The 25,231-nt window shown below is 68.2% G+C and carries 33 protein-coding genes; 17 read left to right on the plus strand and 16 right to left on the minus strand.

Annotated features, from left to right (window positions below; translation table 11 throughout):
* The first annotated feature begins 33 nt into the window (after positions 1 to 33).
* The 3 genes from ABZ453_RS30930 (at position 34) to ABZ453_RS30940 (ending at position 2,133) form a co-directional block, all read left to right on the plus strand.
* The gene (locus ABZ453_RS30930; protein ID WP_359020228.1) at positions 34 to 576 is read left to right on the plus strand and encodes a DUF5134 domain-containing protein; all 543 of its coding nucleotides are present in this window, start codon (positions 34 to 36) and stop codon (positions 574 to 576) included.
* A gap of 67 nt (positions 577 to 643) precedes the next feature.
* A complete protein-coding gene (locus ABZ453_RS30935; protein ID WP_359019951.1) occupies positions 644 to 1,321 on the plus strand; it encodes a phosphatase PAP2 family protein in 678 nt (225 codons plus the stop codon).
* Between the two features lie 122 nt (positions 1,322 to 1,443).
* Positions 1,444 to 2,133 carry an HAD-IA family hydrolase gene (locus tag ABZ453_RS30940; protein WP_359019953.1) on the plus strand — a complete coding sequence of 230 codons (690 nt, stop codon included), beginning with the start codon at positions 1,444 to 1,446 and terminating at the stop codon, positions 2,131 to 2,133.
* A gap of 18 nt (positions 2,134 to 2,151) precedes the next feature.
* Here ABZ453_RS30940 and ABZ453_RS30945 read toward each other — a convergent pair whose 3' ends face one another.
* Positions 2,152 to 2,400: a DUF2630 family protein gene (locus ABZ453_RS30945; RefSeq protein WP_359019955.1), complete on the minus strand. Its 249-nt coding sequence runs from the start codon at positions 2,398 to 2,400 to the stop codon at positions 2,152 to 2,154.
* A 657-nt stretch (positions 2,401 to 3,057) separates the two neighbouring features.
* Here ABZ453_RS30945 and ABZ453_RS30950 point away from each other — a divergent pair.
* Positions 3,058 to 3,294 (plus strand): helix-turn-helix transcriptional regulator, encoded by a 237-nt coding sequence (locus ABZ453_RS30950; RefSeq protein WP_359019956.1) that lies wholly within the window; start codon positions 3,058 to 3,060, stop codon positions 3,292 to 3,294.
* A gap of 241 nt (positions 3,295 to 3,535) precedes the next feature.
* Here ABZ453_RS30950 and ABZ453_RS30955 read toward each other — a convergent pair whose 3' ends face one another.
* The 3 genes from ABZ453_RS30955 to ABZ453_RS30965 form a co-directional block, all read right to left on the minus strand.
* Entirely contained in the window at positions 3,536 to 3,691 is a 156-nt protein-coding gene (locus ABZ453_RS30955; RefSeq protein WP_359019958.1) for a hypothetical protein, read from the minus strand.
* 300 nt (positions 3,692 to 3,991) lie between these two features.
* Complete coding sequence (locus ABZ453_RS30960) at positions 3,992 to 4,342, minus strand: hypothetical protein (protein WP_359019960.1); 351 nt, start codon at positions 4,340 to 4,342, stop codon at positions 3,992 to 3,994.
* Positions 4,343 to 4,431: 89 nt separating this feature from the next.
* Complete coding sequence (locus ABZ453_RS30965; protein ID WP_359019962.1) at positions 4,432 to 5,682, minus strand: helix-turn-helix transcriptional regulator; 1,251 nt, start codon at positions 5,680 to 5,682, stop codon at positions 4,432 to 4,434.
* Positions 5,683 to 5,810: 128 nt separating this feature from the next.
* On the opposite strand from ABZ453_RS30965, the gene ABZ453_RS30970 reads away from it, so the two are divergent.
* The gene (locus ABZ453_RS30970; RefSeq protein ID WP_359019964.1) at positions 5,811 to 6,008 is read left to right on the plus strand and encodes a hypothetical protein; all 198 of its coding nucleotides are present in this window, start codon (positions 5,811 to 5,813) and stop codon (positions 6,006 to 6,008) included.
* 593 nt (positions 6,009 to 6,601) lie between these two features.
* Here ABZ453_RS30970 and ABZ453_RS30975 read toward each other — a convergent pair.
* From ABZ453_RS30975 to ABZ453_RS31010, 8 genes are all read right to left on the minus strand, one after another.
* Positions 6,602 to 7,507 (minus strand): phage antirepressor KilAC domain-containing protein, encoded by a 906-nt coding sequence (locus tag ABZ453_RS30975; RefSeq protein ID WP_359019966.1) that lies wholly within the window; start codon positions 7,505 to 7,507, stop codon positions 6,602 to 6,604.
* 545 nt (positions 7,508 to 8,052) lie between these two features.
* Entirely contained in the window at positions 8,053 to 8,331 is a 279-nt protein-coding gene (locus ABZ453_RS30980) for a hypothetical protein (RefSeq protein ID WP_359019968.1), read from the minus strand.
* A gap of 5 nt (positions 8,332 to 8,336) precedes the next feature.
* Positions 8,337 to 9,584, minus strand: coding sequence for a hypothetical protein (locus ABZ453_RS30985; protein ID WP_359019970.1), 1,248 nt, complete (start codon positions 9,582 to 9,584; stop codon positions 8,337 to 8,339).
* Complete coding sequence (locus tag ABZ453_RS30990; protein ID WP_359019972.1) at positions 9,584 to 10,033, minus strand: hypothetical protein; 450 nt, start codon at positions 10,031 to 10,033, stop codon at positions 9,584 to 9,586. Before ABZ453_RS30990 ends, ABZ453_RS30985 begins: the two co-directional genes overlap by 1 nt.
* A gap of 635 nt (positions 10,034 to 10,668) precedes the next feature.
* Positions 10,669 to 11,013: a hypothetical protein gene (locus ABZ453_RS30995; protein WP_359019973.1), complete on the minus strand. Its 345-nt coding sequence runs from the start codon at positions 11,011 to 11,013 to the stop codon at positions 10,669 to 10,671.
* A gap of 13 nt (positions 11,014 to 11,026) precedes the next feature.
* A complete protein-coding gene (locus ABZ453_RS31000) occupies positions 11,027 to 11,383 on the minus strand; it encodes a hypothetical protein (protein ID WP_359019975.1) in 357 nt (118 codons plus the stop codon).
* 24 nt (positions 11,384 to 11,407) lie between these two features.
* Positions 11,408 to 12,265 carry a peptidoglycan-binding protein gene (locus tag ABZ453_RS31005; protein ID WP_359019977.1) on the minus strand — a complete coding sequence of 286 codons (858 nt, stop codon included), beginning with the start codon at positions 12,263 to 12,265 and terminating at the stop codon, positions 11,408 to 11,410.
* Positions 12,266 to 12,267: 2 nt separating this feature from the next.
* Entirely contained in the window at positions 12,268 to 13,209 is a 942-nt protein-coding gene (locus tag ABZ453_RS31010; RefSeq protein ID WP_359019979.1) for a hypothetical protein, read from the minus strand.
* A 184-nt stretch (positions 13,210 to 13,393) separates the two neighbouring features.
* Between ABZ453_RS31010 and ABZ453_RS31015 the strand changes: the two genes are divergently transcribed.
* From ABZ453_RS31015 to ABZ453_RS31065, 11 genes are all read left to right on the plus strand, one after another.
* On the plus strand, positions 13,394 to 14,416 hold the full coding sequence (locus ABZ453_RS31015) for a hypothetical protein (RefSeq protein WP_359019981.1): 1,023 nt from the start codon (positions 13,394 to 13,396) through the stop codon (positions 14,414 to 14,416).
* Position 14,417: 1 nt separating this feature from the next.
* Positions 14,418 to 15,206, plus strand: a complete 789-nt coding sequence (locus ABZ453_RS31020; RefSeq protein WP_359019983.1) for a hypothetical protein — start codon at positions 14,418 to 14,420, stop codon at positions 15,204 to 15,206.
* A gap of 100 nt (positions 15,207 to 15,306) precedes the next feature.
* On the plus strand, positions 15,307 to 15,708 hold the full coding sequence (locus ABZ453_RS31025; RefSeq protein WP_359019985.1) for a hypothetical protein: 402 nt from the start codon (positions 15,307 to 15,309) through the stop codon (positions 15,706 to 15,708).
* On the plus strand, positions 15,705 to 16,781 hold the full coding sequence (locus tag ABZ453_RS31030) for a glycosyltransferase family 4 protein (RefSeq protein WP_359019987.1): 1,077 nt from the start codon (positions 15,705 to 15,707) through the stop codon (positions 16,779 to 16,781). Before ABZ453_RS31025 ends, ABZ453_RS31030 begins: the two co-directional genes overlap by 4 nt.
* On the plus strand, positions 16,778 to 17,473 hold the full coding sequence (locus ABZ453_RS31035) for a hypothetical protein (protein WP_359019989.1): 696 nt from the start codon (positions 16,778 to 16,780) through the stop codon (positions 17,471 to 17,473). Before ABZ453_RS31030 ends, ABZ453_RS31035 begins: the two co-directional genes overlap by 4 nt.
* On the plus strand, positions 17,466 to 18,128 hold the full coding sequence (locus ABZ453_RS31040) for a methyltransferase domain-containing protein (protein WP_359019991.1): 663 nt from the start codon (positions 17,466 to 17,468) through the stop codon (positions 18,126 to 18,128). Before ABZ453_RS31035 ends, ABZ453_RS31040 begins: the two co-directional genes overlap by 8 nt.
* Positions 18,113 to 18,982: an NAD-dependent epimerase/dehydratase family protein gene (locus ABZ453_RS31045; RefSeq protein ID WP_359019993.1), complete on the plus strand. Its 870-nt coding sequence runs from the start codon at positions 18,113 to 18,115 to the stop codon at positions 18,980 to 18,982. Before ABZ453_RS31040 ends, ABZ453_RS31045 begins: the two co-directional genes overlap by 16 nt.
* Positions 18,966 to 19,598, plus strand: a complete 633-nt coding sequence (locus ABZ453_RS31050; RefSeq protein ID WP_359019995.1) for a glycosyltransferase family 2 protein — start codon at positions 18,966 to 18,968, stop codon at positions 19,596 to 19,598. The genes ABZ453_RS31045 and ABZ453_RS31050 overlap by 17 nt, the downstream gene beginning before the upstream one ends.
* A 199-nt stretch (positions 19,599 to 19,797) precedes the next feature.
* Positions 19,798 to 20,025, plus strand: a complete 228-nt coding sequence (locus tag ABZ453_RS31055; protein ID WP_359019997.1) for a hypothetical protein — start codon at positions 19,798 to 19,800, stop codon at positions 20,023 to 20,025.
* Complete coding sequence (locus ABZ453_RS31060; protein ID WP_359019999.1) at positions 20,022 to 20,255, plus strand: hypothetical protein; 234 nt, start codon at positions 20,022 to 20,024, stop codon at positions 20,253 to 20,255. Before ABZ453_RS31055 ends, ABZ453_RS31060 begins: the two co-directional genes overlap by 4 nt.
* Entirely contained in the window at positions 20,252 to 20,491 is a 240-nt protein-coding gene (locus ABZ453_RS31065; protein ID WP_359020001.1) for a hypothetical protein, read from the plus strand. The genes ABZ453_RS31060 and ABZ453_RS31065 overlap by 4 nt, the downstream gene beginning before the upstream one ends.
* A gap of 10 nt (positions 20,492 to 20,501) precedes the next feature.
* On the opposite strand, the gene ABZ453_RS31070 is transcribed toward ABZ453_RS31065, so the two are convergent.
* Both ABZ453_RS31070 and ABZ453_RS31075 read right to left on the minus strand, forming a co-directional pair.
* Positions 20,502 to 20,732, minus strand: a complete 231-nt coding sequence (locus ABZ453_RS31070; protein ID WP_359020003.1) for a hypothetical protein — start codon at positions 20,730 to 20,732, stop codon at positions 20,502 to 20,504.
* 21 nt (positions 20,733 to 20,753) lie between these two features.
* On the minus strand, positions 20,754 to 21,584 hold the full coding sequence (locus ABZ453_RS31075; protein ID WP_359020005.1) for a hypothetical protein: 831 nt from the start codon (positions 21,582 to 21,584) through the stop codon (positions 20,754 to 20,756).
* Positions 21,585 to 21,624: 40 nt separating this feature from the next.
* On the opposite strand from ABZ453_RS31075, the gene ABZ453_RS31080 reads away from it, so the two are divergent.
* Entirely contained in the window at positions 21,625 to 21,759 is a 135-nt protein-coding gene (locus ABZ453_RS31080; protein ID WP_359020007.1) for a hypothetical protein, read from the plus strand.
* 60 nt (positions 21,760 to 21,819) lie between these two features.
* Here the strand turns inward: ABZ453_RS31080 and ABZ453_RS31085 are convergent, their stop codons facing one another.
* Together ABZ453_RS31085 and ABZ453_RS31090 are read right to left on the minus strand one after the other, a co-directional pair.
* Complete coding sequence (locus ABZ453_RS31085) at positions 21,820 to 22,368, minus strand: hypothetical protein (RefSeq protein WP_359020009.1); 549 nt, start codon at positions 22,366 to 22,368, stop codon at positions 21,820 to 21,822.
* Position 22,369: 1 nt separating this feature from the next.
* Positions 22,370 to 25,228 carry a hypothetical protein gene (locus ABZ453_RS31090; protein ID WP_359020011.1) on the minus strand — a complete coding sequence of 953 codons (2,859 nt, stop codon included), beginning with the start codon at positions 25,226 to 25,228 and terminating at the stop codon, positions 22,370 to 22,372.
* Positions 25,229 to 25,231: the final 3 nt, after the last annotated feature.

The following is a 25,231-nucleotide window of genomic DNA, read 5'->3' on the forward strand; positions in this document are numbered from 1 at the left end:
GGACTGTCGACACCGTCGAGCAGGGAGGTGCGCGTGCACGGACCGGCTTCGCCCGGCTGGCTGCTGGTCGCGCTGTGTGCGGCGACCGGGGCCTACTGTCTGCTGCGGATGCGCAGCACCGTCGAGGAGCAGCGCCGGGCCGCGGGCGGCGAGGCGCTGATGGGGTTCGGCATGGCCGCGATGGCGGTACCGGTGGCGGTGTTCAGCCCGCCGCCGTGGGCCTGGCCCGTCTACGCGGCCGTGTTCGGCGCCGCGGCGCTGCGCGCACTCTGGGCGGCGCGGACCAGCGCGCACCATCTGCACCATCTGGTGGGCGCGTCGGCCATGGTCTACATGGCACTGGTCATGGCGGCCACGCCCCAGCACCACGCCGGCCATGGAGGACCGTCCGGAGTGCCGCTGGTGACCGGGGTGTTGCTGCTCTACTTCATGGGATACGTCCTGCTCTCCGGCGTCCGACTCGTCCCGGTCGCCGCGGGGGGCGGCTCGGTGGGATGGGGTGACCGGCCGGAGGTCGCACGGGCGTGCCGGCTGTCGATGGGGATCGCGATGGTGGCGATGCTGATCACGCTGTGAGTGGCGGGGGCGGAGCCCGCACCACCGGAGCGGGTTTCAGGCACGACCCGGCGGCGAGGATCGTCTTATGCACCATCCGCCCGTCGACGCCCCACCCCGCGCGCCGGCCCAACGCGTGGCCCCGCGCGCCGCACTCCTGCTCACCCTGGCCCTGTCCTCCGTCATCCTGCTCATCTCGGTGGCGCAGAAGTGGCGCCCCCTGATCGACGCCGACGCCGGCATCGCCCGCACCACGCACCGCTGGGCCGTCGACGAACCCGGCCTCACGCACGTCTTCCGCGTCCTCACGGACTGGGTCTGGGACCCGTGGACGATGCGCCTGGTCACCGCGGTCGTCGTGGTGTGGCTGGTCTGGCGCCGCTCCGCACGCTGGACGGCGCTGTGGCTGGCGGTCACGGTCGCGGTGGGTTCCCTGGTTCAGCAGTCCCTCAAGGCCGCGATCGACCGCCCGCGCCCGGTGTGGCCGGACCCCGTCGACTCGGCCCACTACGCGGCCTTCCCCTCGGGCCACGCGATGACGGCCACGGTCGTCTGCGGCCTCCTCCTGTGGCTCCTGCACCGCCACGGCGCGGGCCGCACCCTGTGGCGTACGGCCCTGACGGTCGCCGTCGTCTCGGTGGCCGGCGTCGGCCTGACCCGCGTATGGCTGGGCGTTCACTGGCCGTCGGACGTACTGGGTGGCTGGCTGCTGGGCGCGCTGCTGGTGGTACTGGCCGCCCTGGCACATCGGCGATGGGCTCCGTGAGCACGCGGAGCTACGGCTACATCGGGCCGGACGAACTGCGGCCGAAGGCGGGAGCCTTGGGGCGCATTCATCCCCCGCGCGAACCCCCGGGCCTCCTGCAAGAGTCCCGGTAAGATCCACTCATGCTTGCTGTTCTGTTCGACTTCTCCGGCACCCTCTTCCGTATCGAGTCCACGGAATCCTGGCTGCGGGCCACGTCGGACGAGGTCGGAGTCGCCCTGCCGGAGGCGGAGTTGGCGCAGGCGGCGAAGGCGCTGGAGGTGGCGGGGGCGTTGCCGGGCGGAGCGGCTCCGCAGCGGCTGCCCGGTGAACTCGCCGAGCTGTGGCGGGTCCGGGACGAGAGCGCCGAGTCGCACCGGGCCGCGTACACCGGGCTCGCCCGCCAAGTGCCGCTGCCCGATCCGGCGTTGTACGACGCGCTGTACGACCGGCACATGACGCCGGCCGCGTGGACGCCGTATCCCGATGCCGCCGAGGTGCTGTACGCACTGTGCGAGCGCGGGCTGGGGATCGGCGTGGTCAGCAACATCGGGTGGGATCTGCGGCCGATCTTCGACGCGTACAACCTCGACCGGTTCGTGGACGCGTACGTGCTGTCCTACGAGCACGGCATCCAGAAACCCGACACCCGGCTGTTCGCGGTCGCCTGCGAAGCGCTGGAGGTCGAACCGCACGAGGCGCTGATGGTCGGCGACAGCCGGGAGGCCGACGGCGGGGCCGCCGACCTGGGCTGCCAGGTGCACTTCGTCGAGCATCTGCCGGCGCACGAGCGCCCTGACGCGCTGCGCCGTGTGCTCGACCTGGTGGACTGACCGGCCGGCCGTGCTCCCCTACTCGATGTAGCCCTCCACCTGCGAGGGCGGCCGCACCTGCGCGTCGTCCGGGTTCTCCCCGAACTCCGCCTTGGCGCGCCGCTGTCGCAGCAGGTCCCAGCACCGGTCGAGCTCGACCTCGAGCTGGGCGAGCCGCTGGTGTTCCGTCGAGCTGTCGATCTCGCCGGCCGCGAGGGACTCACGGAGCTTGCGCTCGTCCTCGACCATTTCCGTGATCCTCCCCAGGATCCGCTGGTCCTGTTCCATCTCCGCACGCTCCTCCGGTCGACGCTCGTGACCACTCTAGGGACGGTGCGGCGCCCGTGTGGTGGATGCGCGAAAGCCCTGGTAAGTCGCCTGAGGTAACCATCGGACGAAGAGACCGCCCGCCTGAGACGATCCCCCGCGTCGCCCCAGACGGACGGGGGCGGTCCGGGGATCAGCGATATCCCAGCCTGTGACCAGGATTCCGTCACCGTCACCCCGCGTTGGTCCGGGTTCATTGGGTGTTGGTCCGGGTTGCGACTGATAGATCATCTCCCATCCGTCTCCCAAAACGGCCTTCGGCGGGGACGGAAGCGCCCCCCAGTCCGTCAACTGGGGGGCGCTCGTGCCGACGGCCACAAAGGGGGGCGCCCTCTTTCGGCCCGTCGGCACGTCTTGTGGGGTTCGACCTTCCACTTACCTCAACGGATGCAGGTCAATGCGGTTGTTCACTCATTCGAGTGAACACGCGTTCGATATCGGGACACTACATGGAGCCCTGCGGCATATGCCAGATCGCCGCAGGGCTGAGGACACCCGCCCACCCGCGAGGGGGCGGGCGGGCGGCGCGTACGGGGTCCAGGCGCGTGCCGAGCATGATCAGAAAATGCGTGGTTTTCCAGGCTGACGAAAGATCATCTAGGGTCAAGGGTCTGACGGGTGCCCCACCTGCCCGACGATGACACCTGGCTCCTCGAACGCCGGCGCGGTATCGGAGACCGCATCCGTGTCGAGCGCCTCCGGCAGGACCGCACCCAGGAGAGCGTCTACCTCGCCGCCCAGATGGGCCGGAAGACCTATCAGGACGTCGAGGCCGGCAACGTCGATGCCCGGGTGTCGACGCTTCTGCGGATTGCCCACGTCCTGGGTGTGCATGTCGCCGATCTCCTTCGGTAACCGCTAGCTGACTTGCAGTCAACACACGTACTGGCGGTTACGGAAGACTGCGCACTGCATATATCCAAGTAGGCCTTGTAGTCGCCCAGTGGACATCTCACCTACCGTAAAACCCCTGGCCAACGGTGGTTCGACACTGGGAACGGGCCCCGGGGGCGGCCGCCCCCCGTCAGGGGTTGCAGGGGACGGCCGCCGCTTCACCCGCCACCGGCCCGATCGGCGCCCGGCCGGCAGCGGGGAGTCACCACGCTGTCTTGCTGTACGGATGCCAATGCCCGCCGTCGCTCTTCCCGGGCGGGTGGCCTATCGGCTCCGTGCAGTGGACGCCCTTCCCCGGATGCTCCACCCAGCAGTAGCCGTGCCCGCGCGGGCCCGTGGGCGGCTTCGCCTTACCCATGGGTGTCTCCCCTCCAGTCCATGAGGGCGCACAGGGCGCGCCCGTCAACGCAGTACGAGCGGCTACCGCACCGGCGGCACTGCCGCCTGTGAACGCCGTACACGCGCCCAGCCTCCCGAGCCACACACGACCGGCAGGCGCGCGGCAACGCGGCCAGCGCCACACCCACCCGCGGGCCGAGATCCACCGAGGGAACACCCCTACACCATACGCACACCATCCCCTGACGGCGCGGAGCATCAAGCGCCGACAGACGCGGCAACGGCAGCAACTCCACCGCGGTCGACTCCACAGCCGCGGTCACCGCCGGTACTCCCTCATCAGGCGGTGCAGCGCGGCCCCGGTCTCGCATCCGGCTGCGTTGTCGACGCACTGCTCACACGACGGGGCGTGGTCCAGCAGAGTCGAGTACGCGAGGCCGTGCACGCAGGTACGGCAGGCACGCGGGAACCAGCGCATCGGCGAGGACGACCCCGACAGCTCACTCATCCGCTCACCGAGGTCGACAGGCTGCCCCGGCAGCAACGGCACGCCGTCCCGCACACAGGCCCGACCCTTGGTCTGCTCGTCGGTCAGCTTGTCCAGGGACGGCAGCGCCAGAAGGGCGAGCGCGTCAATGGTTTCGACGCCGGCCGTATTGTCGCTCGGCATGGTCACGCCTCCCCGCGTGCGATGATCCGTCACACCGAGACCGTAAGACCGCTCCGAGCCGACCGCCGACCCAGATTGGGTCGGTACCCTCAGGCCGCCAGCAGACCAATCTCCATCGCCAGTTCCGACGCCCGCCGACGCCGGGCCGCCTGCGTCGACTCGACCTCCTCCAGGATGATGGCGCGCGCGTACCCGTTGTACTTGATCGTCTCCGGGGCGGTCCGGGCCGCCTTCTCCAGCGTGGCGATCGCGACGTCCGGCTGTGCGTCCAGCTGGAACGCGCGTGCCTCCTCGATGCGGTGGCGGGCTCGGCGCGGCTTCGACTTGATGACGACCTCGTCCGCACGCGCGGCCTGCCGTACCGACTCGCCGCCCTGGTGGAGCTCCACTGCGACCGTGACGGCGTGGGCGCCCATGATGGCCTGCGAGAACGACGTGATCGGGTGGTAGTAGTCGGCGGGTAGGCGACCGGCCATGTCGTTGGCCTTGTCCCAGTGCCGCCACGCCGTACCCGTCTGCCTGCGGCGCGCCGCGGTATAGCCGAGCTCGAACTGCAGGGCGCCGGCGATCGCGAGGACGTCGTCGGAGGCGTCCGGCAGCAGCGGTTCGAGGAAGCGGACGGCCTCCAGGTTGATGGCGTCCGCGGCGTCGAAGTGCTGGCGGCCGGAGTCGCGGTGCGCCTGCGCCAGCAGCCACGCGGCGACACCGATCGCGTGTGGGTCGCCGGAGTCCTGGGCGGCGACCATGCCGCGCTCGGCGACTCTCCACAGCAGTGCACTGTCGGGCTGGTAGGCGATGAAGAACTGGCTGAGGCTGTACGTCTCGGCGAGGAGCGCCTGCGCCCGGCGTCGTTCGTTGCCCGTGTCGGCGTTGCGGACGAGGGCCTGTGAGTCGCGGATGAGGTCCGGCAGGAGCTTCCCGATCTCTTCCCGGTGGTTGCCGGACGCGTGCCGGGCCGACCATGCGGCGTGCAGTCGGGCCTCGACGTGGCGTACGGGCGGCGGCTCGGTGCTGGTGGAGAGAGGGAAGCTGTCGATGGCGGCCTTGACCGCGGCGAGCCGCGGGTGACCGGGCCCGATGAAGAGGTCCACGTGTGCGTCGGGTCGTCCTGTGAGGTCGGCGAGGTCCCGTACCCGCAGCGCTTCGGCGATCCGCATCACCCGCTCCAGGTCGGGCGCTTTGCGCTGCCCGTTCTCGATCTTCCGGAGGGTGTGTTCGGAGATGCCGATCAGATCGGCGAGTTGCGCTTGGGTCATGCCCCGGCGCTCGCGAAGGACTTGCACCCGCTGGCCGAAGCGCAGTGGGTCAGCGTACGGGTCCGGGGTAGCATCAGTAGGCACGGTCTCGCCCCTCCACTCTGTACAGGTCGCACTGCCAGGGTATGGGGCGGGGCCCTTTTCGTGTGCGGGGTCTGCAGGGCTGTAACCGTCCTGGGCGACTGTCAGAGGTGGCCGATAGGCTTTCCCGCATGACCCCAGACGACCGTGGCTCTGGTTCCGTGCGGCCTGCGCACGTCGTCAACGAGGCGATCCGCGCGCTGTTCCGGCGGGCGGGCAGCGGCAAGCTGTACGGGGCGGACCGGGCCGCGTACGAGGAGCTGGTCGCCGAATGGGTCGCCGCAACCAACAGCGACGGCGGGCGGCCGGAGATCGTCGAAGCGGCGTAGACGCGCCGAAGCCCCATCGGTATCAGCTCGGCGGGGCCTCGGGAAAGAGTGGCGCTTTCAACCTCTGGCATCTTGGCTACCCGGTCGCGTTGCCGGACCTCATCCATCGGTGGCAGACCCCTGCACCATCGAGCGCCGCAGCCCCAAGGAGGCTGAGTCGGGGGGTGGGTGCCGTTCTTCCCTGAGTCCCGATCGCGGTCAACAAGGTACGCCCTGCCGGACAAGCCAACTATGGCACATGGCGCTGCCCGAGCGCAGCAGAAGGCCCCGCCGCACAAAGGCGACGGGGCCAACCACCGGGGAGCCGGGACCGCGTTCAGGCCCTACTGCGGCAGCCTCGCCGGGTTCCGCCCCAAGGGCTGGTCCGGCATCCCATCCCAGACATCCCCACCTGTGTGTGGTGGGAGTCCTACGGCGACAAGCGCCTGAGGGGAGGATAGCGCGGCCGTACGACACAGGGCGTCGCTTCAAGCAGGGCCGCAGGTCAGAGCGGGTGTGCGAATCGGCGTAATTTTATTACCGCGAATCCCACACCCCTCGATGCACGAAAGCGGCCCCGCCCTCCGAAGAGAGACGGGGCCGCAGATGCTCCGTCAGGCGGCGGCGTGCGCCTGCCAGCGGTCGAACACGAAGTCGGCGCCGACCACAGTCGCGTACGCCACCTCGTAGGACACCTTGCCATTCGTCTCCAGCTTCACCGCGAAGTGCCCGGAGGACTGGTAGGTGCGACGCGGCATGTTCTTGTTCGAGCCGAACCGGGAGACCTGCTTACGGAAGACGCCCTCCGTGACGAGCCAGTTGGTCATGTCGACCACGGGGACGCCGAGCATATCGGCGATGGCGGTCATGCCGATGAGGCCCTCGGAGTTCATGAAGGCGTCCCACTTGCCTGCTTTCGGCGCGAGGACCTTGTTCTCGGCCTCCAGGGCTTCCCTCGCCTCCAGTGCGACGACCAGGTCCCGCGCGAGCTCAAGCTTCGTGGGCTCGCGAACGGTGTGCCGGCTGGTGACGTAGGCGTGAAGGGCGTCGGCGAGTTCGACTTGCGCCTGTTCGACGTTCGCCCGAGTAGATGGATCTTCGATGCGGCTGCTGGTGATGTTGGCGAGCCACATCGGAACGATCCGCTCATGGACCAGGAACTGGGGGTAGGCCCGGTTCTGACCCGGAAGCATGACCTCCCTAACGTCGGTCTTGCCTCGTGACCAGGCCTTTCGAAGGACTGCCCTACGCTGCGCCTCCGAGTCAAGGGTGAGGTTCTGGCAGAGCTGACCAAGCACTGCCCAGCTTCCGGTCTCGTTCGAAAGGACGATGACGGGCTTCCCGTGGAAGTCGAACGATCCGATTTCGAAGGACCCCCCGCTGTTGCCTGCAGGGACTGGCGCGTTATGTTGGGAACGACTCACTGGAGATTCTTCCTCCACAGTCCATGCCCCCGGCGGTGGTACCCGCGCGGGGGCAAACACGTGTCTGGGCCGGTCGAATACCGGTCCGATCGACACAGATTACGCCTGCATCACAGCTGCCGCACTGACCCCGCAATCCGTCAAAAACCCCCACAGTGGCGCGCGTTGAACCCTCACCAAGCGGCCAAAAACGAACACGCCCCCACCGCCACCCAGACGGGTAGCAGCGGGGGCGCAGTCGCACCGGTCAGAGCAGGACGGACAGGTTCACCATGAGGTGAACGAGGAGTTCGAGCACCAGACTTCACCCCCTCCCCTACGAGAACGGACAGGGGCAACCGGCCTTGTGGGGGCTGGCCGGTGGTCTACAAGGCGGCCTCCACACGAGCCTCCCGCCGCCAGGCGCGCTTCTCCCGGGTGCGCCACTGCTTGTGAGGCAGAGTCGCGTCCTCCCGCGTCTGGCCACGCCACACTCGACGGCCCAACATCCGCGCCATCAGTCCGCCTCCTCCTCCGGGGGCCAGTCCGGCTCCCGGAACAGGCCCTGCCACTGAGGGTGCGGCGCCTCAAAGCGCGACGACTCACCGGCGTACGCCAGACGGTCATCCAACGGAATCGATTCGACAGACACACTCCCCTCCTCACTGGTCACGAATGGTGAGGTAGATCGACCACTTGTCGACGAGTCCCCCGGCCGTGGTGATCTGACACGACACTGTGTACGTCTCGTCGACGGTGCCGCCCGTGATCCGCTGAGTGACGCTGCTCTCGCCAACCGTCGGCGCCCCGTCGGCGGTGAGCCCTTCAGGAACCGTGACCGTCGCCGTGCTGATCGTGTCGGTCACCTCGGCGAGCCAGTCCGCCCAGTCCCAGGTGTAGGGCAGCTTCGCCACCGGGTCCTTCGTGAAGTTCTGGGGCATACGGACTACCTCCGGACGGTCGAGGTGCGGCGCTCGGCCGCCACGGTGAAACGCCGCCGCTCGGCGACCACGGTCAACTTCCGCCGCCCAGCGGGAATCCGGAAGGTCTGTTCCGGGCTGTGTTCCGTGATGGACGGCACAGTGATCAGATGTGCCGCTTCGACTTCCACCGCGGGAACCAGCGTTGCGGTCTTGGCACCTACGAGCGGCAGCGCCATCTCGACAGCCTCAGCCGCAGCCAGTGTTCCCGGGACGGTGGAAGTGATCGGCTCGGCGGCCTCGACAGATCCGGCGATGCCGAGCGAGGCCGCCTTCACCCCGTTGAAGGCCTGCGCGGCACTCTGCTCGACAGCTGGCGTGAGAAGGGCGGTCTTGGTGCCGGCTACAGCCTGCGCGCCGTCGACCTCTGTGGCGATTCCTAGGGTGACCGTCTTGGTGCCCACCAGTGGCTGCGCCGTATCGGATGCCGCTGCCACGCCCAGGCTCGCGGCTTTCGAGCCCGTGACCAGCTGCGCTGCGTCGATGGACGCTGCAGGGCTGAGCGTTGTCGCCTTGCCGCCGGTGAGTGACTGAGCAGATTCTGTGGCGGCGGCGAGAGTGAGGGTGCCTGCTTTGGCGCCAGCGAGAGCCTGGGCGCCATCGGCTTCAGTAGAGGCGGCGAGCGCGAGTACTTTCGCCCCCGTGAGCGCCTGAGCTGTCTCGGTTGCGGATGCGAGAGTGAGGGCGACGGTCGTGCCCGAGCTGATGTCAGCGGCGGAGAAGTCATCGAAGCGGATCGCGGAGGTGGAGTCGCTGCGGACGCCGACGTTTGTTCCCGTGGGGACGACGGTGTCGGTGACCGAGATCCGCTGGGTCTCGTTGATGTAGACCTTGATGGCGCTGCCGATGGCCTGGAGCTTGACGACGTCGTTTGCGGCGGCTGCGGCCGCGTAGGTGCCGATGACGGTGAAGCTGCCGCCGACGACGTAGAAGAGATCCCAGCTTGAGCCGTTGTTGCGGACCAGGTAGCCCTGGGTGATGGTCGTGTTGCCGCGGATCCAGATGCCGTGACTTGCTGCCGCGGTCGCAGTGATGGTGATCTGGGCATAGTGATCATTCGTCGCCATCGCTGTGGCGGCACGCAGGTAGATCGTGCCGCCCGCCGAGCCGGGGCCGAGCTGCTGGGAGGTGACAACCCACAGTCCCGTCGGATCAACCCAGTTGGCGCCGACGGCGCCGTTCGCCCGGTTGAAGTCGTCGCTGAAGCTCGTCATTACGCGCCGGAGCTGGCCCGGAAGAAGTCCGCAACCGTGACCGTGAAGTTGTTGCCGTCCGGAGTGAGGACCAGATCGTGCATGGTCAGCGGCACGATGTTGGAGTCGGTGCCCGACGTCGTGTCCGAGTCGAAGCAGATCACCAGCTTCGAGATCGCGTTACCCGTGGGTGCCGTCCAGGTCTGATCGGCGAAGTCCAGGGCGACACGGTCGTTGGTGTCGTCGACGGTGACGGTGCAGGCGGTGACCGTCTTCCTGCCCATGGTGGTCTGCTCGTTGGTGCTGCCGGCCAGGACCGCTGCGAGGTCGTGCTTGTCGCGCAGGACGGCGTCCGTCTCCAGCCCGGAGGTTTCGATGGGGACGAGGATGAGTGCGGCGTTGCCGGTGCCGACCTGCTCGGCGTAGTACTTGACCTTGCCGAGGGCGATGTTGAAGACGATGTTGGCCATGCTGGCCTCCTATGCGTACTGGCGGCGCTGCGGGTCCAGCGCCAGGGCCTGCGGGGACGGGGTGTTGCTGTCGCCGGGCTGTGGGGCGCCGTCCTTACGGCACACCAACGCATCCGGGTCGTATGAGGGGGCCTGGAGGGAGTAGCCGTCGGGGCACGTTGGGCCGGCCGGGCCTGTATCGCCCGTGTCGCCCGTGTCGCCCTTCTCGCCCTGCGGGCCCTGGGGCCCTGTCTCTCCCTGCGGCCCGGTGGCGCCGGTTGGTCCGACTGGCCCGGTGGCGCCGACGGCACCGGGCTCCCCAGCCTTTCCGTCGGAGCCATCGGCGCCGTTCTTGCCAGGCGACCCTGACGGCCCCGGGACGCCCTGCTCACCCTGTTCGCCACGTAGACCGCGAGGGCCGACGATGGACTGGCCGGCCTCGCCGCGACTCCCCGGCGGGCCAGCGACAGGCTTCCCGCCCAGCTTCTGTACCTGCGCGGCCAGGGCGTCGCGGGCGGTGTTAGCGGTACGCAGATCGTTGCTTAGCTGCTGGACAGTAATGACCAGCCACGCAAGGACCGCCAACGCTATGACGGCGCCGAGGGCAAACCACAGGTCGCCGCGGCGCCGCGCCTGGGCATGGGAGCTGTGACTACTCACGATCCCGCCCCCTTGGCCGCCAGGTACGCCTGGAGGAGGACGATCAGGACGGGCACTATCAGTGCCGAGAAGATCAGCCGCCGGTCTGCTCGACGCTGGTCCTCTGCTTTCTGCCTGGCCAGCGCGGCATCCTGGCGTTCCTTCTCGCGGGCCGTCTCGATCGCCTGAATGCGTTCCATGATTGCCACGTGGACTTCGTCTCGGTTTTTCCGCTCGATCTCGTACCGCTCAACGGAGACCTTCTTCTCGAGCAGACCGACGAGCTCACGGAAGTCCTCCTTGAGGTCTATGCGCATGGCCTCCAGGCGGTGAGCGAGCTCAGCGTTCGACGGGTCATCCACGCGTGGTTCCCGATCAGACCCGCGACGGCTGGTTCGCGGGGGCGGTCGGACTGGCCGGAGAGACCTGCCCGCGGGTCAGGAACACGAGGATGGCGACGACGAGGGCGTTCAGTGAACCGACGGTCTCGGGGGCCACGTTGAAGTGGAATGCGGCGAGCAGGGCGACGACGACGGTGACGAGTCCGGTGAACGCGGACGGGGCGATCGGCCGGGTCAGGGCCGCGGTGATCGCGGCGAAGACCCCGGAGATGACCGCGACGATCGCTCCGGCCTGCTCGGTGGAGAGGCCGACGTTGAAGGTGACCAGCAGCGACAGGGCGGCCGAGACGATGCCCAGCACGACAGCCGGTTCTCTTCCGAAGATCTTCATGGTGTTCTCGTTTCTACTGGCGGGTCAGACGTTGGGGACGTGGAGTTTGGCCCATGAGGTGGGACCGGGGATGCCGTCGGCGGCGCTGCCGCTGTAGCCGAGGTGGCGCTGCCAGGCTGCGTAGGAGCGCTCGTCGCCGCTGCCCCAGACGTCGGCGTTCGAGCTGGACTGGTAGCGGTTGCATCCGACCTCGACGAGCCGTTTGTGCATGGCGGCGATGATCGGGCTGCGGCGGCCTGTCTTGAAGAACGAAGCCCCGGGGAACGGCTCGTACTTTGACGTTGGCGTACTCGGGGTGGCGCCGACGAATGCGGGCCAGTAGCCGGGGTCGGTGTGGTTGTTTTCGGGGACGTCGCCGTGGGCGTACCAGCCGGGCTTGGTGGCCCAGGTGGAGGCGGAGCGGCGGGAGTTGTAGCCGTTCGGCTGTCCCATCGGCCACTCGTTCGGCACGCCCCAGGAGTGCACCCATGCCTGCAGGTCCGACCAGCCCTTGCAGGGGGTGTCGGATAGCTTGGCGTACACCGTGGTCCCGACCCGGCAGTACGGGAAGAAGAGCGCCTCGACCTGGATGACGACGGAGCCGGCGCGGTTGGTGCGGGTGCCGCCGGCCTGGTCGACGAGGGACTTGGAGCGGGAGTTGGCGGGCACGAACTGGGTGAAGTGTCCCTCGAACGGGTCCCACAGGATGTGCGGGGCCACCCCGGCGCCACCACCAGCGAAGTACGAGCGAAGTGCGGTGTACGGGACCAAGTCGACCGGCTTCGCCGCGCTGGCTGAGCGGTCCCACGTGATGTGGGCAATCGCCTTAGCGGGTCCACCGTCAGTGGGCGCGTGGTCGCCTATGTCCAGGCGCTGGGCACCCGGCATCCACAGATCGGGCATGGTCAGGCTCCCGTCACGTTGTTGTCGTGCGCCCACTCGCCCATCAGCTGTGCCGCTTGAACAAGTCGAGGATCCAGGTCAGGAGCCGGAGGAGGAGTGGGCGCTGGAGGAGGGGACGGCACCGGCTGCGGGGCGACCGGGAACTTTCGGTTCGTGATCTCCTGGTACGCCTCGGCGAGCGCGGCCTGGTCGATGCCGATGAGGAAGTTTGGGTGTTCCAGGTGCTCGGGCCAGATCACGACGTACAGCTCCTCGACCTTCCGGCCGAAGTACCGGTCGGTGAAGCTGGTTTCTTCGGCCCAGGTCAGGAACCGTTCGTCGCCGCTGAGCGCGCCTGCCGCACTGCCCTGTGGGGCGTAGCCGACGGTTAGGACCGAGTGGGCGCCGTCGTCCGGGGAGTTGCGGTGGTAGTCCCACGGCTTACCCTCGGCGAACTCTTCCTGGTTGGCCTCCTGGACGATGATGCCGGTCCACACGCCGCCGAAGATGGCGATGGCGGCCTTGACCTCTTCTGGGTCCGACGGGTTGACCCGGGCGAACGCGAGGGCTTTCACGCCGTCGGGGCCGCCGTGCTTGACGAGGTACTCCAGCAGGGTCTGCAGGTCAACGCCGCCGTCGGCGCTGCTGCCGGGCCCGTTGACGTTCGGGTCGCCGTTGGGGTCGAAGTCGGGGTTCTGTGTGCGGTACAGCTCCCAGACGGCTTCCTGGTCGGGGTACTTCTCCTCGCCTGCGATGGCGGTGACGAGGCGGCGGAAGTTGGCCCAGGTGACGGGGCCGCACACTCCGGCGGTGTCGTTGCCGAGCATCTTCCAGCCGCCGTTGAGGGCTGCGGCGTAGTCGGCGGATGCCGGGTGGTCCGGGATGACGCCGGTGAAGATGCGGGAGAAGGGGATGGCGCGGGCGCGTTTCGGTGTCCGTCGGCCGTAGGCGCGTTGTGCGGGCATGCGGGTTCCTCCCACAGCTAGGTTCCTTCGAATCGTAGCTTGGTGTACCGCATTGACCTATGAATCCAAGGTATCGTTCGGGCATCCCTGGCTCAGGGGATGGCGGTGGGTCCGTGTCCGTGCGGGTCGCGGACTCACCGCGCCAGGACCCGCACCCACCCGCACAACCCGCACAGGAGCCCGTATGCATCGCTTCACGGTCGACTATCGCGAGCGCGACGGCGACCGCCGCAACGCCCTGCTGAACCGGGGCTACTTCGTAAGCGGCCTGCCGCGCCTGATCCTCTTGTGCCGCCTGTTCGGCCACCGGCCCGTCGTGGACGAAACCCAAGGCATAGGCACTAGCAGGCCATCGCGTTGGGTGTGCTGCGACCGATGCGGCGTGCGACCGGATCAGCAAGGCCATCTCAGCCCGGACGTGTCCGCCGTCGGCGACCGCTACTGCGGCCCCTTCGACGGCGCGGTCGACGTGGTCAACCAGATCCGCAACCCCGGCCCGTGGCCGAAGCAGCCCACCGGCGAGGTCGGCGCCCAGGTCATCATCGGGAAGTCGTTCCCCGGTTGGGACGTCGAGCTGAAGGTCGGTAACGCGGGCAGCGAACACACCCTCGCCGCCCACCTCCGGCTCCACCCCTTCGGCGCCATCTACCTGCACACCGAGCGGTTCGGGACCTGGCTGCAGCGGCGCCTCAACCCGACTGGCTACCAGTCCCGCGTCATCTCGATCGGTATCCAGCACGGTGGTATCGACTGGAAGCTGTGGGCCAAGCGCGACGAGTGGTCCAAGTCCGACCCGTGGTGGATGCGCGGCACCATCAAACTCGACCCGCGCGACAAGCTGTTCGGCCGCAGCCGCTACGACTACGAGAATGTCGGCGAGCCGGTGACCGCCACGGTGCGCATGCCGCACGGCGACGACCACGAGGTCAAGCTGCAACTCCAGCGACGCACGGAAGGCCGGAACCGGCGGCGCTTCGACTCCTGGACGGTCGACTGGTCAACGCGCCCGGGCATCCCCACGAAGCTGCACGGCGGTGAGGTGCTGGGCTCGGCGGTCGACGTCAGCGCGCGGTCCGTCACCGAGGGCGCGTGGCCTGCCGAGGCGGCGGCGGGGATCGCCGCGCAGATGACGAAGGACCGGACGCGGTACGGCTACCGGCTGCCCGTCGTGGCGGATGGCAGCGACTACGACGTGGAGGTGGACTGACGTGGCCCGTTTGCAGATCCTCGAACTCCCCACGGAGCACCACGGCGACGACATGGTCACGCCCTGGGTTCTCGTCGTCGACCAGGTCCCCACGGATGAGGCCTCGTTCGAAACGCTCCGCCGCGACCTTGGCGACCACAGGGAGTTCGTCGAACGCCTCGGCGCCCGCGCCGTCCTCGTCTTCGAGGACACCATCGAGATCCCAGAGAACGCTCCGCAGGTCGTGACTGAGGTCGTTGAGGAGCACGCGGGAACGACGGAGATCGTGTACGCGCATGAGCGGACCCGCCTCGAACTCTGCGACGCGCTGCTGGTCTCCCGCGACACGACGTGGCGGCAGTTGATCGGGCACGTCAGGTTGCGGCAGCGGGAACTCGCCGACGTCTATCGGAAGCTCGACGAGGTGAAGGCCAAGTCCGACGTCCGCGTCTACCTCGGCGACATGGAGGTCAGCAGCGTCAGCAGCACCAACGCCGAAGCCCGCGACAAGGAACTCAGCGAGGCCCGCCAGTGGGCGCGCCACGGCTACGAGATCGGTCAGAAGCACTGCGGCTGGACCGACCACGGCGTCGCACCCGCGTGGCTGACGGAGGGCTGGCCGAACAGCTTCGACTCCTGCGAGCACCTGAAGCAGGCGGCCGCCTACGACGAGGCGCTGAGCCGGGTGCGGGCGCTGCCCGAGCGGCCGGAGGTCATGGCCGTCAACCCGGAGCAGCCCAACGCCTACATGGACGGCTACGCGGCAGGCATCCGCGCCGCGCACGCTGCCGCACAGGGAGAGGGCTCGTGAGCGCCGTCTGCGCGGGTCTGGCGTTCCTGTTCGCAGTTCTCGTCCTCGGCCCGCACCAGCCCGCCCGCTACACCTACCAGCCCACCGCCCGGAGCAGCCGATGAGCAGCATGCAGCAGAACCGCCCGCTCACCGTCGACGAGCAGTTCAAGATGCTGTTCGACCGCACGGCGAAGCTGAACGACGCAGTGTCCGCGCTCCTCGCACCCGCGTGGGGATCCGAGTCAGGCATCATCCCGACCGATCACCCGCTGTACGTCGCCGAGCAGACAGCAGAGCAGTCGGCGCCCGTCGACTGGCAGGCCATCGGCAAGCGGCGCGAGCGGGAACTGAAGACCGTCGGTGAGGCCCGCCGTCGCGCTGAGCAGGCCATCGCCCGCGTCCAAGCCCTCCACAAGGAGGAGTACGGATGCTGCGCCGAATGCACCAGCGTCCACGCCGTGCCGTACCCCTGCCCGACCATTCGGGCGCTCGAAGGCACCAGCGGCAAGGCGGCGCCGTGACCGAGCAGAGCATCGCCCCACTCCACCCCGCGTACACCATCCCCCCAGCCCTACGCGGCCCCGACTGGCACGACCCCTACGCCGCCATCCCCCAGCTCGACGTGTTCGCCTGGGCAGCCGACAACGCCGGGTGCGGCTACTACAGAGCCGAACTCCCCATGCGGGCCCTCGCCAACCTCGGCTACGCCACCCGCCACGCCACCCGGCTCCCCCAACCCGTCCGCCACAACCGAGACACCATCATCATCGGGCAACGCGTCTGCGACCCCAACCCGTCGATGATGTGGCAACTCCTCGCCAGCGAAGGCCGCAAGCTGATCTACGAGATCGACGACGATCTCTTCAACATCGACCACCGCAGCCCCGCCGCCCACCAGTACTACGCGCGCCCTGAGATCCGCGACAACATCATCCGGAACATCGAAGCCGCCGCCGCCGTCACCGTCACCACCGAACCCCTCGCCGACATCGTCCGCCGCTGGAACCCCACCGTCCACGTCATCCCCAACGCCGTCCCCGACTGGCTCCTCGACCACCAGCCCCCGCAGCCGGCCGACGGCACCATCACCATCGGCTGGGGCGGCAGCGCCACCCACCAGATGGACTGGGACCACACGGGGCAGCAGATCCGACGGTTCCTCACCCGCAACCCGAACGCCGAACTCCACTGCATCGGCAACGACTACGGCACCTACCTCAAAGCGCCCCGCCGGCGCTTCACACGATGGCTTCCCTCCGTCGAGAACTACTTCCGGGTCATCGACTACACGATCGGGCTCTGCCCCCTGCTGCCGCACGTCTTTAACACCGGGAAGTCCCCGGTCAAGGCCCTGGAGGCGGCGGCCCTCGGCATCCCAGTCGTCGCGAGCGCCGTCCGCCCCTACGAGGACTTCGTGCAGCACGGCGTCACCGGCTTCCTCGTCCACCGCGACCACGAATGGGCCCAGCACCTGCGCGCCCTCGTCTACGAGCCCGCAATGCGGCAGGAAATAGGCGTCGCGGCCCGGGAGCACGCCCGCCGCTACACCGTCACCGCCATGGCGCCACTCTGGGAGAAAGCGATCCTCCGATGAGCCTCACGATCCTCGTCCCCACCCGGGGCCGGCCCGCGAACCTGGCCCGGCTCTGGCAAGCCTTCGTCGACACGTGCGTCGAGCCGACCAGGCTCGTCGCCCTCGTCGACAACGACGACCCCGAGCTGCGCGGCTACCAGGACGTCGCCGACCGGCTGCGGGATGAGCCGTTCTTCCGTATGGGTATCGGCCCCCGCCTGCGGCTGGGCCCCACCCTCAACGATGCGGCACCGAAGTGGGCCACCCGCTCGGACGCGGTCGGCTTCATGGGCGACGACCACCTGCCGCGGACGGTCGGCTGGGACGGCCGCTACCTCGCTGCGCTGGAGCGCCTCGGCACGGGCCTGGTGTACGGCAACGACCGTATCCAAGGGGCCGCGCTGCCGACGCAGGTGGCGATGACGTCGGACATCATCCGGGCGACCGGGCGCATGGTGCCGGCCGGTCTGGTCCACCTGTGGATCGACAACGCATGGCTCGCGCTCGGCCACGCGTTGGACGCCATCACCTACCTGCCGGACGTCGTCGTCGAGCACCTGCACCCGATCGCCGGGCGCGCGGAGTGGGATGCCGGCTACGCCGAGGCCAACACCGACGAGCGATCGGACGCCGACCGGGCCGTGTTCGAGCAGTGGCAGACGAACGACCTGCCCCGCTGGGTGCAGCAGATCAAGGAGTACGAGCGTGGCTGAGTACCGTCTCTTCCCCGAAGGCGAGACGCCGCACGTGTCGACGGCCGCGTTCCACGCCCATCGGGAGCGCGCTCCACACCTCGAACAGCCCGTCCATCGGCCCCGGCTAGAGAAGGCGCTGGAGTTCATCGCCACCGCCTACGTCCAGCTGGCCAACGAGGGACAGCAACAGATCACCCTCTCTGATCTGGGCTGCGGCGACGGCGGTCTCCTTCAACTGGTCCACCAGACGATCGCCGCCCGGGACAGCCAGTACGTCACCTTCAGCGCGTGGGGCTACGACTTCCAGCCGTCCAATGAGGCGGGCTGGCGCGAGCGCGGCGTAACCGCCGAGCAGGCCGACGTGTTCGGCACGGACCGGGACGCTATCCAGCTCGGCGACATCGCGGTGACCACCGAAGTCCTCGAACACGTCCGGGACCCCCATGACGCGGTCCGCTGGATCGGCGCCCACTCCCGCTACCTCGTCGCCTCCTCGCCATGGAACGAGACGCCCGAGTCCCACGACGAGTGCCATTGCTGGAGCTGGGACCAGGACGGCTACCGAGCGCTCATCGAGCAGGGCGGGTTCACCGTGCTCCGCCACGAGACCGTCGGCCAATTCCAGGTCGTGCTCGCCGAGCAGAAGGAGGCCAAGCCGTGCGTATCCTCCTAACAGGCGCGAAGGGGTTCGTTGGCTGGCATCTGTGGTCGGTCATGGACGAACGAGGCTGGGACGTCACGGGCATCGATATCCGCGACGGTAGCGGCGACGCCCTCGACTTCTTCCGGACGGACGACACTCGGCACGACGTCGCCCTCCACTGCGCTGCGATGGTCGGCGGCCGGGCCAGCATCGACGGCAGCCCGCTCGGCGTGGCCACCAACCTGGCGTTGGACAGCTGGTACATGCGCTGGCTGGTCCGCACCGGTACGCCGCGGGCGGTGTACTTCAGTTCGTCTGCGGCGTACCCCGTCGCTCTGCAGGGCGAGACCGCGCACTGGGCGTTGCACGAGTCGTTCATCAACCTCGACGAGCCGGAGTTGCCGGACGCCTCCTACGGCTGGGCGAAGCTCACCGGCGAACGGCTGGCCCGGTATGCGGCGTCGGAGGGCTGTCAGATCCTCGTGGCCCGTCCATTCTCCGGGTACGGCGAGGATCAGGACCCGTGCTACCCCTTCCCGGCGTTCGCGGCCCGCGCCCGCCGGCGGGAGGATCCGTTCACGATCTGGGGTGACGGGAGCTCGGTGCGCGATTGGATCCACATCGACGACCTGGTGGGCGCGACGCTGGCCCTGCTCGACGCGGGCGTGACGGGGCCGGTGAACCTGGGCACGGGCCGGGCGACCACCTTCGACGAGCTGGCCCGGCTGATGACGGCCGAGGCCGGATACGCGCCCGAGCTGCGGTACGAGGCCGGGGCGCCGCAGGGGGTGCATACACGGGTGTGTGACCCGTCGCTGATGCTCGGCTTCTACGAGCCGAAGATCAGCCTGGAGGAAGGGGTGCGTCGTGCCATCGCCGCTTGAGATCACCGTAGCCATACCAGCGCACCCGGCCCGGGTCGCGAACGGCATGCTCGACCGCGCCGTCGCCAGCGTGAAGAACCAACTCCTCCCCGCCGCCGACATCAGCATCGCCATCGACGAGGACGTCGACGGCGCGGCGGTCACCCGCCAACGCGCCCTCGACGCGGTGAAGACGGAGTGGGTTGCGTTCCTCGACTCGGACGACTGGTTCTACCCCGAGCACCTGCGTGTCCTCGCCGCTGGGGCGCGGATCTTCAAGGCCGACTACATCTTCAGTTACTTCATGGTCCACTTCCCCGACGGAAAGCCGTGGCCTGCGAACGACCCACTCGGCCACTTCGGGCGCCAGTTCAACCCGGCCAAGCCGCACCAGACCACGATCACCCACCTCGTGCGCACAGAGCTGGCGAAGAGCATCGGCTTCCGCGAGCCCCCCGAGGGTGCGCTGATCAACGGGGAGCGCTATGGCGAGGACTTTCAGTACACGGTGGAGTGTGCACGGGCGGGGGCGAAGATCGTGCACGTGCCGAGGCGCACATGGGCCTGGTGCCACCATGGCGCGAACAGCTCGGGGCAACCCGGGCGCGGCGATGCAGCAGCGAGGCGGCGGCCGTGACAAACGACGAGCGGTACGTCCGCCTGTCCTGGCGCAAGGTCCAACCTGGGGACGTTCTGAAGGGCCCTCGGCCAGGCGCTCCACGCACAGTCCAACGGGTGTCGAGGTGGGGATACAGCCTGGACGACCGCTACGGCTTTCTAAGGTCGTGGCCAAAGACTGGACGGCTGAAGGTCATTGAGACCAGAGGGCAGCAACTGTGACCGGCCCCGACCACTACCGCGAAGGCGAACGCCTCCTCGTCGGGACCGACGTTCCCGCCGACCCCGAACAGGGCATGGGTGCCCGCCACGACCCGCCCAGCAAGATGGACGTCCTCACCGCCACCGCCCACTTCGCCGCCGCCCTCACGGCCAGCCACGCCACCCACGCCCACCCCGACAGCCTCGCCTGGGACCACGCCATCAACGGAACGGAACAGTCGTGACGCCCTTGGAAAGCACCAGGGAAGCAATCCTCTCCTACGACGAGGACAACCGAGAGAACCTCTCGGACCTCCTCGACCGCTTCGCCCACGAACTCGCCCAGAAACAACGAGCCCACGCCAACACTCTGGACAGCTATAGCGGGCTCTACGACGGCGATCAGCTTCACTCGCTGCCCGACCTTATTGACCCCCAAGCACAGCGCACCATCAGCAAGGAGGACCAGACGTGACCCAGAAGATCAGCTACGAGGATGCCTTCCCCACCTTCAAGCGGCGGTGCACGGAACTCTTCGAAGCCAACCTTCTCCTCGAGGCCCGCGCCGACACCCTCGAACGCCAACTGTCCGCCGCCCTGGAAGAGAACGCGCGGCTCACGCAGGCCGACCAGGGCACCGCCGAGGCGGGCCCGTGCGGCGGCCCCGACCTCGCGGCCGTCCCCCCGTACCCGGGCGAGGCCGACAGCTAGGCGGTTCGGCTCACTGTTCGACGAGGGTAGTGTCGGTTTCGGTGTATCGGTGCACATTGACCGAGTCGACACCGTTGCGGGCACGGAGGAACGCGGCAAGGTCGGTGAGCAGGCCGTAGGTTTCCATGACGTCCTGTGCAGAGCCGCCCTCGACGTCGGACGCATCACCGCTGGGGGTGATGTCCAGCGAGAAGCCGTAGGAGCCCTTGACGACGTTGAACAGGTAGTGGGGGTAAGCCATGGTTGCTGTTTCCTTCCAGAGTTAGGCGACGCGTTCAGCGCTGTAGCCGCGGCACGTCAGCGTGTTCGATGCCGAAGCCGTACCCCACGTCGCTGTGATCACGAAGTCCTCCGAGACCGTACTGTCGACAGTTACCGACGTCGTCCCGTCCAGGATCAGGCCCGGCGACGCGAACGGCGGCGACGCCGACAATGTGACCGCCTCGTAGGTGACCTGGCTCGCGAACCACGTTCCGCTCGCGCCCGTGGTCAGGCATGTCAGATCCGCGGTGACCTGCCAGGCCCGGTTCGACACACCCGACGACGCCGTGCGGCCGCCGCTGGATCCGAGGGCCGTGCCGGCCACACCACCAAGCCGGGACCGCAGCGTCAGCGTCGGCGTGCCCGTCACCGACGCCACACCCCACGCCTTGATGCGGTAGACCGCGCCCGCGACCGCGTCTCCTGCGGGGATCGTGAGCGTTGCGATGACGGTCTCAGAGGCCGTGTTCGCAACGGTTGTCGAGGCGCTGAGTTTGTTGCGGTAGATGGTGGTGCCGTTGACCAACTTCAAGTCGCCGCCCACCTTGAAGTGGTCGCCTGACGCGGTGCCGAGGGTATCGGCGGCTGTGCGGGCGAGGACGACGTCGGGGGCAGTGCTGCCGCCAGCTCCCCAGTTGAGGGTGCCGTCGGTGTCAACGAGGAACCGGTCGACGGTGTCGCCGGTGACACGGCCGGAGATGAGGTCGGTGCCGGCTGCAGCGTTGACGACGGCAAGGGTGGCGCCGGACGCGCTGCTGTTGACGTTGATCTGCTTGCCGGATGCGAGGCGCAGGGTGCTGTTGAAGCTCGCGCTGCCGTTGGGGATTTCCACCCAGGAGCCGGACGCCGGCGAGGTGCCGTTGGAAAAGTAGGTGCGGTACGAGGTATCGGTCTCGAAGATCGGCTTCCCGGAGTACGGGGAAGACGGACGCGTGCTGGACGTCGCCGACTGGAAACCGACGGCAGCGTCGACCTTGTCCCAGTTCTGGCCCAGGTCCTGGGTGTAGTTGACAAGCTCGGACCCGTCCGACTTGGACTTGTACAGCGAGATCCGAGTGGTAGACGGATCAGGCACGGGGCACCTCCGAGGTGTCGGTCACAGGCACGGGCAGGCCCCCGTACAGGCGGTTCCAGCGGTGCACATCCACCGCCTCGCGTTTGGCGCGGACCCGGTCGGGGTCCATGCCGTGGCTGCGGTGGATGTGCGCGAGGAGGCCATCCGGGTCGGTGATCCGCACGCGCTGCTTCTTCACTGCGGCGATTCGTGAGCGGTGCGCGTCTCGCGCCGCCCTCGTCGACGTGGCCTCCAGGAGGATCGGCCCATGTGGGTCCTTCGCCTTGGCGACGGTCGCCCCGGCAGCCTTGCCGGGGGGCTGCTTCACCGATGGCGGCAGTACCGGGGCGTCTGTCTCCTGGTAGGGCTCGTGGAGAATCACGTCGACGATCTCCACCGGATCCGTCAGCCCATACTCAGCAGCCCGCCATTCCATGGTCTCTGCGGGAAAAGTGTGCTGCCAGCGAATACTACCCGGGCGCAGCGTGATGACGCTCCACCCTTGCACGCCGGGGCTGATCTCCCCTGCGAGGATGTCAATGATGGTGTGCTCGTCTGCCATGTCACATCCTCCAGCACCAAAAATGCACGGCGCTTGCGCCGGTAGTGGCGATCGAAAAGTCGAGAACTGCGCTTGTTGTAGTTGGCGTCGCAGACTCGTAAACGTAATTCGCAGGGCTGTCGCGGATAGTGGCGACTGGATACATGGGGCTGTCGAGGGTGGCGCCCCAGGAAATCGTCATGCCGGAAATCGATGAAGCAGAACTGATACTTCCGGTGAAGAGTCCATCACTGTGACCTGCGGAGATGTAGTTGTTCCACTTGCCGACATGGCTTGTGACCGAGCTGGTGTGGATCCACTCGTTGACGTTTGTGCCGTCGTCATAGCCGAACTTGCCCTGATTGGGGTCGGCGTAGAGTATGCCGCCCGGCACTCCAGCGCGGATGAAGCCGCCGAACAGGGCACCCACGCTGGCCCACACGTACCCCCCATAGCGGGCCTGGGTGTCGGAGCGCACCACGGCCAATTCTGCGTAAGCGGTGTTGAGGAAGGAGCGGGAGGTGACCTGGGTCCCGCCGCCATCGTCATAGGAGCTGGAGTTCAGGCCGAGGCTGACGTCGGAGCCGGACGAAGTGGCGTTGATGTAGCCGTAGTCGGTGCCGTTGTTGGCGTAGAACCGGATCTCGGGCAGGTAGGTGGATGTGGGATTGATCTCTAGCCGCTTACCGGAGGTGCCCGATTTCAGCGTGCCGACGATTGAGACGGATCCGTCCGCGCTGGCGATGTTCACGGTCTGCGTGCCGTCGGCGCTGTAGGTCTGCAAGCCAGCCGAGTTGAGCTCGACACGGGGCCCGGTGTCGGCCGTTTTGATGCGGGCGCCGACGATCCAGTCCGCGTTGATCTGCCCGGCGGTGACCTTGGAGACGGTGAGGTCGGAGATGTGGGCGTCGTCGATGAGGAGCGCCGTGGCGGTGGCCGCATCCGAGGGGCCCGACTTGTTGCCGGTCTTGTCGACCGCGACGACCCGCACGTACCGCGCGCTGGTCTCCTCGACCTGCGCCGTGAACACCACCGGAATCTGCGCCTGGATCATGCCAGCATTCGCGACCGCCTTGCCCTTCAGCGTGGTCGCGTCCGGGGTGAACGTCGGCTCGTAGGAGACATGGATCTCCAGGTGGTCAAGGTCCGACTCCAGGTTGAAGGTGCCGCCGCTCGACTTGCCGAGCTGGTGCGTGACCTGCACCGCGATCCGCGACCCCGCCACCGACGGAGCGGCCGGCGTGCTGGGCGGGATGTTGTCGGCGCTCGCCACGAACGTCGTCGTGCCGGACCAGGCGCCGGTGTTGCCGGTCTTGTCGACGGCCCGGATCTGGATGTCGTAGCCAATGCCCGGGGACAGGTCCTGGAGTTGGGCGGTGGTGGTGTCCCAGTTGACGACCATGGTCTGCCATTTGGCCGTCGGAGCGGCGAACGGCTGAGCCCAGATCTGCAGGTCCTGCCAGCGCACTTGGGAGACGGATGCCCAAGTAGCCGGGTAGATCATGTCGGTGTCGACGGCGTAGCGGATCTCGTAGTGGTCGCCGTCCAGGACGGTGGAGCCGTCGACGTTGAGGGGGGCGTTCCAGTTGAGAATGACCCGGGCCCGGGTGAAGCCTCTGTTGTCGAGGTAGGCGACGCCGGTGAACGGGGTGACGAAGGTGGGCTGGCCGGGCACGCTCGTGTCGGCGTTGGGCCGGGACCCGACCGGCTCCACGCTGCTGTTGGTGAGCTGGCGGGAGAAGTCCCCGACCGTCACCGTGCTGGTCGAGTCGGTCTCCCACTCGACGTACTGGGTGAGATCCGTCCACGTGCCGTCGGCCGCCCGGTAGGCGACCGTGTACTGGTCGGTGACGGCCCAGTTCGCCTCGGTCACCTGGAGTTTGATCGGGTTGATTCGCAGGCCCCGGAAAGTGATCTCCGTGGTCAGGTCGACGAGGCCGGAGTCCGGGTCGTACACCCACACCCGGTCGCCGACCTGGAAGGTGCCGTGGATGTCGTAGTCAGACGTGCTGAGCTGGAGGGCATTGCGGGTCGACGTGAACTGGCTGAGCGCCAGCTGGGCGCGCGTGTCCGCGTTCCCCGTCGACGTGTCCGACTCGCTGACCAGCCGGGTCATCTTCAGCGCGTTGCCGTGGATGTCCTTGTACGACGTGGCCGGGGAGATGTCCGCGGTACCCGTGGCGATGCTCGTGCCCTCGCCCTCGGCGAGCAGCACCACACGCGTGGAGTAGTCCTCCACGTCCCGGGTGACGTCCATCGACCCGGGCAGCGCCCGCAACGCCATGTCCTCACCGGAGCCGACGGCCATGATGACGCACGTCGGACTCGTCACGAAGAGACTGCTGTCGGGGCCGGCGTCCAGCGTGCCGTTCCCATTGACCCGCCAGGAGACGGGGACGCTGGCCGTGGACATGGTGTCGCAGACGTAGTTGATGGCCTCGCGAGGGCTCTCGTACTGGTGGTGGCCCGAGTACAGGCCGGCCACCGAGTAGATGGTGCCCGCGGTGACCGCGCCTGAGGCCGGCAGGAGCATGGTGATGGCCGTCGCAAACGACGCGGACGCGGGCTCGACGGCGTTCTCGTACACCGATCCCTTGTTGTCCTCGTCGCCCAGCCACATGGCCATGCCCACGCCGCCCACGGACAGATCGTCCTGGGGCGTGCTGGTGCGGCCATCGTCACCGATGGTGCGGGTGCGCAGGACACCGACATAGCGGGCCGTGGTGAGGAGGTTGTCGCCGTACTGCTGGGGGTCGAGGCGGCCGGGCACGATCGCGACGTGCCCGAAGTAGTCGAGGGCGTCGAGGATTTCGCGCGGGGTGTTCGGCTGAAGCTTGACCTCCCACGAGCCGAGCGCCTTCAGGACCTCTTGGACAGCCACCGC

It is taken from the genome of Streptomyces sp. NPDC005799 (genome assembly GCF_040630525.1).
In the GTDB taxonomy this organism is placed as follows: Bacteria; Actinomycetota; Actinomycetes; order Streptomycetales; family Streptomycetaceae; genus Streptomyces; species Streptomyces griseorubiginosus_B.

Coding starts and splice junctions, on each gene's coding strand:
- ABZ453_RS30935 (WP_359019951.1), top strand. CDS start 644: ATGCACCATCCGCCCGTCGACGCCCCACCCCGCGCGCCGGCCCAACGC.
- ABZ453_RS30940 (WP_359019953.1), top strand. CDS start 1,444: ATGCTTGCTGTTCTGTTCGACTTCTCCGGCACCCTCTTCCGTATCGAG.
- ABZ453_RS30945 (WP_359019955.1), bottom strand. CDS start 2,400: ATGGAACAGGACCAGCGGATCCTGGGGAGGATCACGGAAATGGTCGAG.
- ABZ453_RS30955 (WP_359019958.1), bottom strand. CDS start 3,691: ATGGGTAAGGCGAAGCCGCCCACGGGCCCGCGCGGGCACGGCTACTGC.
- ABZ453_RS30960 (WP_359019960.1), bottom strand. CDS start 4,342: ATGCCGAGCGACAATACGGCCGGCGTCGAAACCATTGACGCGCTCGCC.
- ABZ453_RS30970 (WP_359019964.1), top strand. CDS start 5,811: ATGACCCCAGACGACCGTGGCTCTGGTTCCGTGCGGCCTGCGCACGTC.
- ABZ453_RS30980 (WP_359019968.1), bottom strand. CDS start 8,331: ATGCCCCAGAACTTCACGAAGGACCCGGTGGCGAAGCTGCCCTACACC.
- ABZ453_RS30985 (WP_359019970.1), bottom strand. CDS start 9,584: ATGACGAGCTTCAGCGACGACTTCAACCGGGCGAACGGCGCCGTCGGC.
- ABZ453_RS30990 (WP_359019972.1), bottom strand. CDS start 10,033: ATGGCCAACATCGTCTTCAACATCGCCCTCGGCAAGGTCAAGTACTAC.
- ABZ453_RS31000 (WP_359019975.1), bottom strand. CDS start 11,383: ATGAAGATCTTCGGAAGAGAACCGGCTGTCGTGCTGGGCATCGTCTCG.
- ABZ453_RS31005 (WP_359019977.1), bottom strand. CDS start 12,265: ATGCCCGATCTGTGGATGCCGGGTGCCCAGCGCCTGGACATAGGCGAC.
- ABZ453_RS31010 (WP_359019979.1), bottom strand. CDS start 13,209: ATGCCCGCACAACGCGCCTACGGCCGACGGACACCGAAACGCGCCCGC.
- ABZ453_RS31015 (WP_359019981.1), top strand. CDS start 13,394: ATGCATCGCTTCACGGTCGACTATCGCGAGCGCGACGGCGACCGCCGC.
- ABZ453_RS31025 (WP_359019985.1), top strand. CDS start 15,307: ATGAGCAGCATGCAGCAGAACCGCCCGCTCACCGTCGACGAGCAGTTC.
- ABZ453_RS31035 (WP_359019989.1), top strand. CDS start 16,778: ATGAGCCTCACGATCCTCGTCCCCACCCGGGGCCGGCCCGCGAACCTG.
- ABZ453_RS31070 (WP_359020003.1), bottom strand. CDS start 20,732: ATGGCTTACCCCCACTACCTGTTCAACGTCGTCAAGGGCTCCTACGGC.
- ABZ453_RS31085 (WP_359020009.1), bottom strand. CDS start 22,368: ATGGCAGACGAGCACACCATCATTGACATCCTCGCAGGGGAGATCAGC.